The following is a 10,243-nucleotide window of genomic DNA, read 5'->3' as shown; positions in this document are numbered from 1 at the left end:
GAACAGGGCAAGCACCTGCGCCGATCTCCCTGCGCGGCAAGTTGCATCGCAAGCAGGAAGCACTGGGGGTGCGCGCAACCGCAACAGGTGATCCGGGGGCTTCCCATGCGGGGGCCTGAAGGGCTGGTTCGGCGCTATGCCGTGGGGCTGGTGATGGAGACAGTACCTTGCTATCGCAGTGGGCCGGATTCGGAACCAAGTGCCAAGGTGCTGCCGGGGATTCTGGTGAGGCATCGAGCACCACCCCATCGCACGGGGGCAGTGGTCCTACAGCAGGCGTTGGCCTTGCTCACCTGCCAGCGGGTGGCAGTACCTAAGGTGACCAGTGCGGCCGGGGTGTTGCGCCATGCGCAGCGACTCCTGCCGGAGTTCCATGCTCAGCGGGTCTGGGAACAGGAACCATCGGACTTGCTGGCGCTGTGCCACGACACGGTTCACCGGGGTGGCCTGGTCCTGCTTCTCTGGCAGTCGATTGCCAGGGAGGAACGGGGAACTCCTCGCCGGCCTTGCCCTCCTCCTCAATGGAGGTTGGTAGTGGGGGTGGAGGGGCCCTGGAGTCCGGTGGGGGATGGATCAGGCAGTGTGGTGTGCACGAACGCCTCCGGACTCCTCGTCCTGGATACCCGGGTGCATCCTGGATGGGGATTGGGGCACAACCAGTGTTTGGTCCCTGGCGCCTACCCATACCACGAGGCGGCCGTGCGAGCAGCGGAGTTTAGGGCGGTCTGGTCGGCGCGTACGTTGGAGGGCAACCTGGACTGTGGGTTCGTCCTCTCAGCGATCGCACTTTCTCCCGGCAAGGGCCGAGGCGCCCAGTGATCCGGCGGGAGCTCAGACAGTGCATCCGCACTGGCTGGCTCCAATTCCGTGCCGATTAGGCAATCACAAAGGGCGTGCGGTCCTTGCCTGCAATCCACTGGGGCGGCTTGCCCCGGCCAGACCAGGTAGCACCGGTGTCGGGATCCCGGTACTTGGCGGCGACCTTCTTGGGCAGGGGCTTCCAAGGGAAGACCTGCTGGGCCGTGAATCCAAATTCCTGAACGAGTTGCAGGACGGTTTGGAGGGCCTGTTCGGACTCGGCCTTCCTGGCGTTGGCGATTTGTTCGTCGAGGAGTTTCTTCTGGGCAAGGAGTTCGGAGTAGCTGGACATGCGAATACGTTGGGGTGAGTGCTGAGGAGTTGTGTGTTGGCCGAGGGAGGGCCTTTTTGGCACAGGGAGCACTCTACGCCAAGACAGGGGCCCGGACGGTCAATGTGCAGGGGCGGAGACCACCTGAGGATGGGTAGGTGTCTGCGTCCCGCCCTGACGCCAGATTTCCAGGTTGTCGAACACACGATTGCAGCCCGTGCACTGCAGGGTTTCGGTGTAGCGCATTACGCCGGCCTCGTCACGTGCGACCACCCGGTGGTAGCTGGTGGCACCGCAGTAGCCGCAGCGGTTCACGGTGGTGGTTCGGTTCGTCGGGATGGAGGGGTGCAAGTTCTTCACTCAGGGGATCTGTTCTTGGTTTGGTTCTTCGTTTCGTGCGCTTTGGATCGTACCAAGGCAACGAAGTTCGCGCAGATCCGTGGGTACGGCTGGTCACGGGCAGGGATGTTCTCGCACCATGGGGAGCAACACACACGGTAGCGGCTGGGCTGCGGCAAAGATCTCGCAGCCACTTCCTTCATCCCTGCCCGTTCAGCAATGGGTCAACCGATGGTCTTTGGTTGGCGTTCAATTGATGCATTTGCATCACATATCATTAACCGATAGAGAGGAAACTTTATGCAGTCCAAATTTGAAAGGATGCGGCTTGCGCGCAGCCTGTTAGCGGGTTCGTTGGTGGTGTTGGGCCTGGGTGGGTCGCTGGCTGGTTGCCAGCGTAAGGAGACCGAGGCGCCGGAGTTGCCAGTGCAGACGATATCGGGATTTCTGGAGATCGCTGGGGTGCTGGATCGCCGGGGGGAACAGGGAGCGGTGTTCGAGGTCAGCCCAGAGACGGGTGATCTGGTGGCCTATGTGTTCGATCCGAAGAGYGCTCTGGGCCAGCGGCTTTTGTCGCAGTGTGTGCAGAACATGCCATGTCTGGTGGAGGGGGTGCGGGCAAGACCACTGGACAGTCAGGCACAGGCCACGAAGGTCTTGGGCGAGTTGGGGTTCAGTGTGTCACCTTCTGCTTGGCTGGGGATGATTGACGCGGGGGATGCTCGCGTGGAGTCGGCACTCGAGGAGCCTGAGATACAGGTCAAGACCCGGTTTGGGGTTGTGTCTGTGCAGGAGGGAGATTCTTCGGTTGTTTTGAACGGGCAAACCGTTCTACCGCCTCAGGAGGAATCCGTGCGCATCGTGCACCATGCGCCGGTGGGTGCAGAGGAAGTGCTGTTGCTGCAAAACGGATCGGGGACTGCCTGTCCTGCCCTGCTCCAGGTGCTGGCGGTGTCGGCCCAGGGGGTGCAGGTGTCTCCGAAGTTCGGGTCCTGCTCGGACCGGGTGTATGCGGTGGTCGAGGAGAAGCCGAATCAGGCTCCCAAGCTGTCTATCCGGATGCTGGGGTTTGCCGGGCCGTTCGAGCCGGAGGAAGAGCAGCGCAAGGCGGCTCAGAAACTGGTGGAGTTTGTCTACCAGCAGGGTTCGCTCACGCTGGACGGTAGCCGGTGCCTTCGCAATGAAGGGGCCTGTACCTTTGCGTTCGGACGCAGGCTCAAGCTTTGGCGGGGGTCTTTCGGGCGGCTTTGCGTGTGGGCTTGATCGCTTGCTCTGGGGGTTTGAGCAGGGTCCAGGGCTCAACGCCCAGGGCCTGCGCCAAGCGCTCGATGTTGGCCAGGGCGATGTTCCAGCGGCAGCGCTCTACGGCAGAGACGTAGGTGCGGTCCAGTTCGCACTCGTGGGCCAGGCGCTCTTGGGACCAGCCTTTTTCTACACGCAGTAGCCGAATCCAGTACGCGAGGACTTCGCGCACGTTGCCCGGGTCGGGCAGATGGGTCGGGGGCGTGGGTTTGGCAGACACCGCAGGAGGATGCGGTTTTGCCTTCTTTGCATCTACGGAGTTTGCATCACATTTTGTGCACTCCGTGGGGATTTTGAGTGGTTAGTGCTTCAACTTGGGGAGGAATTGCCATGAAGCGGTTTGCTTGGGGTCGTTGGGTGTTGGTGGGTTATTTCTTGATCGGGCTGCTGTATGCGGTCTACGCGAACAACTGGGGGGATGAGCCCTACCGGAGTTTTGCGTACCACCTGGGTCAGGGGTTGGTATGGCCTGTGATGGTGCTACCAGGACTGGGCAAGTTCATTGGGGGCTTGCTGATCGCGGCCATGGTGGCGTTTGTGATGGCCAGTTGAGAACCAGGAAGGAGCGAGTGCCATGGCTTTTCTGGCTCAGCTGATTCTGGGTGGGTTGATGGTCTATCTGTTCTTTGCCTCACTGGGCTTCTGGTTCGGGCTGGGAGTGATCGCGCTCTGGCTGCTGATTGGGATAGCCAACAGTGGCAAGCGGTGAGGTGAATTGAGCAGGTATGCAAGACGACGAGCGCGCCTGGGTGGCTGGGTGCGCGCTCTTTTTTAACAAGGAGGGGTTATGCGATCACGGATGACGAGAACTCAGGTGGTGGGTCAGCGAGCGTGGATCAGTGGTTCCAGGGGGGCGATCACCGCATTCACGTTGGGTGCCGCACTGGCTTTGACCGGGTGCTCTGGCTCCAAGACCGAACGAATGATGGTCAAGGGCTGCACCGATGGGGGTAGCAGCAAGAAGACCTGTCAGTGCGCGGTGGACAAGATGGGCGAGCGCTACGACCTCAAGAACCTGGATGAGTTTGCGGAGAGCCGGGGCGGGATTCCGCTGCAGACCCTGCAGGCAGATTTTGTGAAGACTTTGGTCGAGTGCGTGCAGAAGCACGGGCGCTGATCTGGCGCGGAAAGGAGATAGGCAATGAAGACAGCGAGGAATAACCAGGTTCAAGGTCTTGGGCTGGTAGCACAGTCAGAGAGACCAAAGCGGAGCGTCCGCCCTGCCCTTTTGTGGGCTGGCAGCCTGTTGTCTGCGGCGCTGGTGCAAGGCGCATGGGCGCAGGCACCACAGCCCGAAACTTCGGCCTGTGTGCGGCCGCTGAGCAAAGAGGTCAAGAACCGCACGGTGTTTGTGGGCACACGGGTGTTTGACACGGCTGTGCCGCACGTGGACACCAAGCCCAAGATGATCCTGATGAAGGGGTTTACCTTGAGGGTGGTGGGACGGTTTCAGGATTGGGTGCAGCTAATGGGAGTCAATGACAAGGAGTTCGGTCCTGGCTCGACCCTCGGGTGGGTTCACGAGTCTGAGCTCGTCAAGGTGAACATGGAGTTGTGCAGGCTGGGGTGAAGCCTGGCGAAGGTGGCGTTGGCCACCAACGTTGAAGGGGACTGGGCTGTGGCCTGGTCCCCGTCTTGTTGGCGGTTCTTTTTTGGTTCGCGATCAGGCGGCAATAGCGTCATTGTGCTTCGTCGATGTGAATCAACCCGGATTTGAACTGCCCCCAGAAGTTGGACAAACTTCAAAGGCCATTTCATACACGGGTCGATTAAGCCAACAGGCCAACCAGGATTTCAGTCTAAAAAATCAAGCAAAGGTCTAAATCGGCTCAGCAATCGTAATCACCACCTTGCCCTCAGCCTTCCCCGAGCCAACCAGACTGTGTGCGGCCTCAGCGTCGTCAAGGAAGAACTGGCGACTATCGAGACGAGGGTACAACTTACCCTGCTCCACCAAAACCCTAACTTCTGAAAGAATCTTTCCATGCGCCTCTCGTCCCTGACCCGACAGCATGGGACGCAGAGTAAACACCCCCGCGTAACGAGCGGAACGGAAAGACAATGGAGCTAGGGAGAAAGTCCCCCATCCCAATGAACTGGTCACCGTGCCAAAAGACCGAACAGCTTGGAATGCTGCATCGAGTGCACCGACGCAGTCGTACACAACATCGAAGCCTTTACCTGCAGTAAAGCGTTCGACGTATTCATCAAGTGGCGTTTGACGATCAATAGGCATGGCACCGATTGAACGAAGGTAGTCAGCAGATTCGGCGCTGTCCACGCCGAACACTTCAGCTCCGCGAGCTTTTGCAAGTTGCACGGCAATGTGACCCACGCCACCAGCTGCACCAATAATCAGAACCCGATCGTTAGCTTTCACATTTGCCACGTCTACGATACCTTCCCAAGCAGTGATTGCTACCAAAGGTAGAGCGGCGGCTTCGCGCATTGAAAGATTCGATGGCATCTTCGACAGCTGACGGGCATCAACGCTTACGAAGTCTGCCATGGAGCCTTGGTAGCCCCCAATCCCGCTTGCCATAGCCCAGACATGGTCACCTCTGGCGAAATCCGTAACTCCGTCGCCAGCTTGAACGACTTCCCCAGCCAGATCCATTCCGAGAATTGCTGGGAATGGGTGCTGTGCGTGGGCAGCTTGTCCAGCACGGATCTTGAGGTCGAGAGGATTGACTCCACTGGCATGAACTCGCACAAGAACCTGACCTGGCCCAGCGACTGGAATAGGAAGTTTGACTTGTTTGAAGTCAGCGTTAGCTGCTTCGACTTGCACTGCGCGCATGGTCTCAACGGTCATCTCAGAGCTCCTGAAAAAAAGTGATGACGTGACTGTAGAGACTTAAAAAAGGCATGGAAATACTTTTTCTCGCAATGCCTCCATGCAAAAATGCATGTCCATGGACTGGGACGATCTACGTATTTTTCTCACGATTGCGCGCGAAGGCACCCTCGGATCAGCCGCGCGAGCGCTCGGGCAAACGCAACCAACTATGGGGCGACGGCTCAAATCGCTTGAAAAGACAATTGGTCACGTCCTCTTCCAAAGGACACAATTTGGATTCGTTCCCACAGATGAGGGGCAAGCGTTACTTGCTCATGTCGAACGAATGGAGGCCGAGACGTTTGCAGCAGTTAGGGAGCTATCTGGGGCCGAAACTCTCTTGTCCGGACTCCTTCGTGTCTCATGCTCTGACTGGTTTGGAAATTTGCTGCTAACGCCTGTCATTGCAGAATTTAATGCACTCCACCCGGGGGTGGTTGTCGAGTTATTGACCGATCCCAGGCTCTATAGCCTTCCACATCGACAAGCCGACTGCGTCATGCGAATGCTGCCCTTCCAAGATCCCGACGTCGTCAGTCGCAAACTCATTCGTACCGAATATGCGGTTTACGGCGCACCAAATACATGGACGGTAGCCCCCGGCGATGGCGAAAATTGCCGATTGGTGCTCATGGACACAGCATTTCAAGACATGCCTGATGTTGCATGGATCACAAAAATGCTTCCACGTGCAAAGATAGTAGCCAGAAGCAATAGTCGCGAGGTGCAAGCACGTCTTTGCGCTCTCGGTGCAGGACTCGCTGTTTTACCGAAGCCACTTGGAGACTCTTTCCCGGGAATTGAAGTGATTGACTTGGGTGAGGCCCCTCCAGTTCGGGAAACCTGGCTGGGCTACCACAAAGATATGCGAAGGCAGCCCAGGCTTAGTCGCTTTGTAGAACTAGTCGTCAAAAGACTCAGTAAGTAGATTCCAAAACAACGGCAGCGAGGCCAGAACACCTTACTGCCTTTGTTTCGTCAGTTGGCTGTCAAGACTGAGGAAAAATTACGTGAGCACACTCAACAACGACCCAATCGACGGTACTGTGATCAATAGCAGCGTGCACCGGAGAAGCTGCCATTTCAGTGACGATACCAGCGGTAGCGCGATGCGCATCTTTTGAGCTTGCCCACAGCAAAGTGTCCACAACATAACCATCGGGACGCATTCCAATGCGGCGCCAAATAAAGCCTGGCTGCTTCTGCAGCCAAGGGTTTATATCCGCATTGGCTTCAATAAAGTCCTTGAGCTTCAGGCCTCCAACAAGCTTGAACGATGTTATCTCCAGAGCTTCAGACAAAGTAGCCCCCCGCAACCTCGATAGACTGAGCGTTTACCCATTCACTCTCAGCCGACACAAGGAAAGAAATGATTCGCGCGGCGTCTATCGGCTCGCCGATTCGACCCAAAGCAGTCTGAGATGCGAGCAGTGCTTCAAACTCAGGCGTCAGACCACCGCCCAGTTCAGTACGAATTGCGCCCGGGGATACTGCATTCGCCCGAATACCCTTTTCACCAAATTCCTTCGCCATATAACGGGTCAAAACCTCTAGTCCGCCCTTCATCGAAGCATAGGGCGCGACTCCGAAAGTGGCAACGCGCGTCGTAGCGCTTGTTACATTCACAATGCTAGATCCCCGCCCCAACAATGGTAAAAGTGCTTGCGTGAGGAAAAATGGTCCCTTCAAGTGGACATTCATCAGGCCGTCAAACTCAGCCTCGCTTACCGTCGCAATCGGATTAAAAAGACCGTACCCAGCATTATTCACTAAACCGCCCAGTGTTGTCTCGCCCCAAACGGTGGAGAGAGTATTCTTAACCTTGTTTGCGAATTCAGTGAGAGTACTACTAACGGTAACGTCCAACTGCAAAGCAACGGCTTTGCCACCTTCCGCAGCAATTTCCCTCACGACAGCTTCAGCGGACGTTGGATTTTTGTTGAAAGTCAGGATTACGCCAAGTCCGCGTCGCGCGCAGTCCAAAGCAGCACTAGATCCAATTCCACGGCTTCCACCGGTGATAACCACTACGCTCATATCTGGCTCCAAGAAAATTCAGAAGCCGTGAGGTTAAGCCGCAGCCAGTCATCCAGGGATGATAAAAGTCCTTATAAATTGCCTAATCCTGCTTTTCTTGTTGACTCGATGTCGCCGCCACGGCAAGATTCGCCTTGTGCAGACACCTCTAGATGAGCTACAGTTTTTAGCAGCTCCGGCGCAAAACAGAAGAACCGCGACAGGTATTCCTCGGGTTGCGATGGTACAGGGCAACGTTCCTGAACATCAACTCTCCGCCGTGTATGAACCTATGGTCAACCTCATTTTGCGAGGAAGCAAGACCATCACTGTAGGAGATCAGACCCTTCGGTATGACCCTGCCACATACTTTGTAATGTCTGTGGATCTACCCGCAGTCGGAACAGTCCACTCAGATAAGACCGGAGCCCCATACCTAGCAGTCAGCCTCACGCTGGACCCTCAGGTAGTTGCACAACTTTTAACAGACTTGCCTGAATCTCCCATTGATAGAGCCGCACATCCCGGCTTCTGTGTTGCCACCGTGACGCCGGAACTCATGGACGCCTGGGTGAGAATGATGCGTTTGACTCTAAGACCAGACGAGATTCCTGCACTGGCCCCCATATATGAAAGAGAAATTCTCTATCGAGTGTTGACGGGCCCTCAAGGCACCCTTCTCAGGGAGATCGCTACCCCAGAGTCAGCTATGTCTAGGATTAGTCGCGCAATAAGGAGAATTCGTCGCGACTTCAACAAGGAACTTCGAGTCTCCACTCTCGCGGAGGAAGCAAAAATGAGTGTTTCCGCATTTCATAGACAGTTCAAGGCTGTAACTGCCCTGAGTCCACTTCAGTTCCAAAAGCGAATGCGTTTGCTGCAAGCAAGAGGCCTTCTGGTATCTGGTGGACTTAACGTAACCGCTGCGGCATTTGCGGTAGGTTACGAGAGTACAACTCAATTCTGTCGCGAATACAGCCGCGAATTTGGCCTGCCTCCTCTAAAGGATGCTGACCGTATTCGCTCATCGATTTTGACTTAGAGAAATAGTTCTGCGCCCGATGTATGGCATTGGCGAACAGTTCTGTGACCTCACGCCGCTACGCATTCCCTCTTATCTAAATGAGCTACTCCCAAACTGTAATAAGGCAGCACGCTTAATCCCCATGGACTTCTAAAACTTATTCTCTCAGCTATAAAGCCTGAGTTAGATCTTCGAACGCTAGATCGCACGAACCACCCACCATGAAGTGCTGACTAGATACCCCCAACTCGACTGTCATATCGCCCATGTTCCGATTTCTGGCTGGACAGTTGATTGAACTATGTAACATTCTCAATGTCTCGACAGGGCAATTAGCCAGTATATCTCAACCCTCAGATGTATTTTTTGCGTTGACGCAGCGAGCAAGCAAAAAGCGCATTGCGCGCCTGGACAGTTGCGCGGTAATCTTAACAGAGCGATTTCGCAACATCAACGGTCTCTAATCAGCGGAATCCATTATTTATCGCAATGAGAAATCCTTGACGTAGCATGGATATGCTGATTTATGCTCTTTTGCCACCGAGAAGTCCAAATTCAAAACTACCATCGGATTCTTATCATCGGTAGTCAGAAGAATTTTTCCAGCAGGATCGATGATAAATCCCATACCCCCAAATTGAGGGGCTCCCAGCGCCCCACTTCCTTGACGATTCGAGGAGGCTACAAAACAGCCACCGACAAATGCAGCCATTTGTGCAGCGAATAACCAATTGTCTGTACGCTGCCCCGTAGCACGCGGAGCAACGATCAAATCAGCGCCTAATCTTCCGAGATGCCGAGAATATTCATTGAACATGAGCTCCGTGCAAAGCTGGAAGCCGATCTTGATTCCGTCAATTTCATGCACAGAAAACCCGTGCAATCCAGTGCAAAACCAACTTTCCTCAAACCAACCTTGCTCCTGAGGAAAAAAATGCTTGTGGTGAAGAGACCGGTAGTGCCCATTGACCAGTGAAAATCCTTCATTAGCCAATCTTCCTGACAGCTTTACTGGTCGACTGGATATAACAACCCCGACATCGAGACTCGCCAAGGCCTCCAACCCCTCTTCGTGCAACGAAACCCATGAGTCCGCAACTTTAGAACTGTAGTCCTCCATTACTGGAGCCCAACATCCGAAAGGCATTTCATTTGTTATTAAAACGTCAGGCTTGCGACGGCCAATGCCCTCTCGAATAGCCTCCCACGCCATGCCATAGGGCAAGAGACCATCGGGCCACTCAACAACCATAATATTTTTCATTATTCAAAGTATTTGTTTATTGCCTTAATATCGCCTTGTCAACCATAATTCGCAACCCATATTCAATATTTAAACCCGYGTAAATAAAATTTGTAAAAATTTTATTGCAGATTTTCGAATTCTGAGTGCAAAAATTATTAGTCACGACTCATTTAATATTCATTAAAGCTGCTCGATGTTGTTTTGAAATTCGCCAACTTCACGCCTTTTTAAACCTCGCGCCAGGGTGACAAGCAGCTCCGATAATCGAGGCTCGAAGTTCAAAGCTACATGGCCCCACTCAGGCACTTCTCGATACAGCTGAGCAAGTGTGGCAGTGGGGTGCGAGAG

Annotated in this window: 14 protein-coding genes; 7 read left to right on the top strand and 7 right to left on the bottom strand. The window is 55.0% G+C overall.

Translation table 11 applies throughout. The annotated features are described in order from the left end of the window. Positions 1-874: 874 nt before the first annotated feature. The gene (locus AC04MI_RS20550; protein ID WP_476498566.1) at positions 875-1,150 is read right to left on the bottom strand and encodes an H-NS histone family protein; all 276 of its coding nucleotides are present in this window, start codon (positions 1,148-1,150) and stop codon (positions 875-877) included. Between the two features lie 99 nt (positions 1,151-1,249). Next, the gene (locus tag AC04MI_RS20545; RefSeq protein ID WP_476498565.1) at positions 1,250-1,489 is read right to left on the bottom strand and encodes a hypothetical protein; all 240 of its coding nucleotides are present in this window, start codon (positions 1,487-1,489) and stop codon (positions 1,250-1,252) included. Between the two features lie 279 nt (positions 1,490-1,768). Here AC04MI_RS20545 and AC04MI_RS20540 point away from each other — a divergent pair, with 279 nt between their 5' ends. Continuing rightward, positions 1,769-2,731, top strand: a complete 963-nt coding sequence (locus AC04MI_RS20540; RefSeq protein ID WP_476498564.1) for a hypothetical protein — start codon at positions 1,769-1,771, stop codon at positions 2,729-2,731. On the opposite strand, the gene AC04MI_RS20535 is transcribed toward AC04MI_RS20540, so the two are convergent. Then, positions 2,685-2,990: a helix-turn-helix domain-containing protein gene (locus AC04MI_RS20535; protein ID WP_476498563.1), complete on the bottom strand. Its 306-nt coding sequence runs from the start codon at positions 2,988-2,990 to the stop codon at positions 2,685-2,687. The two genes, AC04MI_RS20540 and AC04MI_RS20535, sit on opposite strands and share 47 nt — an antisense overlap. Before the next feature lie 110 nt (positions 2,991-3,100). Here AC04MI_RS20535 and AC04MI_RS20530 point away from each other — a divergent pair, with 110 nt between their 5' ends. The 4 genes from AC04MI_RS20530 to AC04MI_RS20515 all read left to right on the top strand — a co-directional run bounded on the left by AC04MI_RS20530 (position 3,101) and on the right by AC04MI_RS20515 (position 4,340). Next, the gene (locus AC04MI_RS20530; protein WP_476498562.1) at positions 3,101-3,322 is read left to right on the top strand and encodes a hypothetical protein; all 222 of its coding nucleotides are present in this window, start codon (positions 3,101-3,103) and stop codon (positions 3,320-3,322) included. A gap of 22 nt (positions 3,323-3,344) precedes the next feature. Further along, complete coding sequence (locus AC04MI_RS20525; protein WP_476498561.1) at positions 3,345-3,479, top strand: hypothetical protein; 135 nt, start codon at positions 3,345-3,347, stop codon at positions 3,477-3,479. Between the two features lie 213 nt (positions 3,480-3,692). Further along, entirely contained in the window at positions 3,693-3,887 is a 195-nt protein-coding gene (locus tag AC04MI_RS20520) for a hypothetical protein (protein ID WP_476498560.1), read from the top strand. 24 nt (positions 3,888-3,911) lie between these two features. After that, positions 3,912-4,340 (top strand): hypothetical protein, encoded by a 429-nt coding sequence (locus tag AC04MI_RS20515; protein ID WP_476498559.1) that lies wholly within the window; start codon positions 3,912-3,914, stop codon positions 4,338-4,340. Between the two features lie 249 nt (positions 4,341-4,589). Here the strand turns inward: AC04MI_RS20515 and AC04MI_RS20510 are convergent, their stop codons facing one another. Continuing rightward, positions 4,590-5,585, bottom strand: a complete 996-nt coding sequence (locus tag AC04MI_RS20510) for a zinc-dependent alcohol dehydrogenase family protein (RefSeq protein ID WP_476498558.1) — start codon at positions 5,583-5,585, stop codon at positions 4,590-4,592. 100 nt (positions 5,586-5,685) lie between these two features. Between AC04MI_RS20510 and AC04MI_RS20505 the strand changes: the two genes are divergently transcribed. Then, complete coding sequence (locus AC04MI_RS20505; RefSeq protein ID WP_476498557.1) at positions 5,686-6,537, top strand: LysR family transcriptional regulator; 852 nt, start codon at positions 5,686-5,688, stop codon at positions 6,535-6,537. 61 nt (positions 6,538-6,598) lie between these two features. Here AC04MI_RS20505 and AC04MI_RS20500 read toward each other — a convergent pair whose 3' ends face one another. After that, entirely contained in the window at positions 6,599-6,910 is a 312-nt protein-coding gene (locus tag AC04MI_RS20500; protein ID WP_476498556.1) for a hypothetical protein, read from the bottom strand. Beyond that, the gene (locus AC04MI_RS20495) at positions 6,903-7,646 is read right to left on the bottom strand and encodes an SDR family NAD(P)-dependent oxidoreductase (protein WP_476498555.1); all 744 of its coding nucleotides are present in this window, start codon (positions 7,644-7,646) and stop codon (positions 6,903-6,905) included. The genes AC04MI_RS20500 and AC04MI_RS20495 overlap by 8 nt, the downstream gene beginning before the upstream one ends. Before the next feature lie 136 nt (positions 7,647-7,782). Between AC04MI_RS20495 and AC04MI_RS20490 the strand changes: the two genes are divergently transcribed. Continuing rightward, positions 7,783-8,667, top strand: coding sequence for an AraC family transcriptional regulator (locus AC04MI_RS20490; protein ID WP_476498554.1), 885 nt, complete (start codon positions 7,783-7,785; stop codon positions 8,665-8,667). A 463-nt stretch (positions 8,668-9,130) separates the two neighbouring features. Here the strand turns inward: AC04MI_RS20490 and AC04MI_RS20485 are convergent, their stop codons facing one another. Further along, complete coding sequence (locus AC04MI_RS20485; protein WP_476498553.1) at positions 9,131-9,913, bottom strand: carbon-nitrogen hydrolase family protein; 783 nt, start codon at positions 9,911-9,913, stop codon at positions 9,131-9,133. Positions 9,914-10,243 lie beyond the last annotated feature (330 nt).

It is taken from the genome of Acidovorax sp. LjRoot204, assembly GCF_056175785.1.
The sequence above is the reverse complement of the archived record's forward strand: the minus strand, read 5'-3'. Positions and strand labels throughout refer to the sequence as shown.

Excerpts from the sequence above, each read along its gene's own strand:
- AC04MI_RS20550 (WP_476498566.1), bottom strand. The coding sequence starts at position 1,150 with ATGTCCAGCTACTCCGAACTCCTTGCCCAGAAGAAACTCCTCGACGAA.
- AC04MI_RS20530 (WP_476498562.1), top strand. The coding sequence starts at position 3,101 with ATGAAGCGGTTTGCTTGGGGTCGTTGGGTGTTGGTGGGTTATTTCTTG.
- AC04MI_RS20525 (WP_476498561.1), top strand. The coding sequence starts at position 3,345 with ATGGCTTTTCTGGCTCAGCTGATTCTGGGTGGGTTGATGGTCTATCTG.
- AC04MI_RS20520 (WP_476498560.1), top strand. The coding sequence starts at position 3,693 with ATGATGGTCAAGGGCTGCACCGATGGGGGTAGCAGCAAGAAGACCTGT.
- AC04MI_RS20515 (WP_476498559.1), top strand. The coding sequence starts at position 3,912 with ATGAAGACAGCGAGGAATAACCAGGTTCAAGGTCTTGGGCTGGTAGCA.
- AC04MI_RS20510 (WP_476498558.1), bottom strand. The coding sequence starts at position 5,585 with ATGACCGTTGAGACCATGCGCGCAGTGCAAGTCGAAGCAGCTAACGCT.
- AC04MI_RS20505 (WP_476498557.1), top strand. The coding sequence starts at position 5,686 with ATGGACTGGGACGATCTACGTATTTTTCTCACGATTGCGCGCGAAGGC.
- AC04MI_RS20495 (WP_476498555.1), bottom strand. The coding sequence starts at position 7,646 with ATGAGCGTAGTGGTTATCACCGGTGGAAGCCGTGGAATTGGATCTAGT.
- AC04MI_RS20485 (WP_476498553.1), bottom strand. The coding sequence starts at position 9,913 with ATGAAAAATATTATGGTTGTTGAGTGGCCCGATGGTCTCTTGCCCTAT.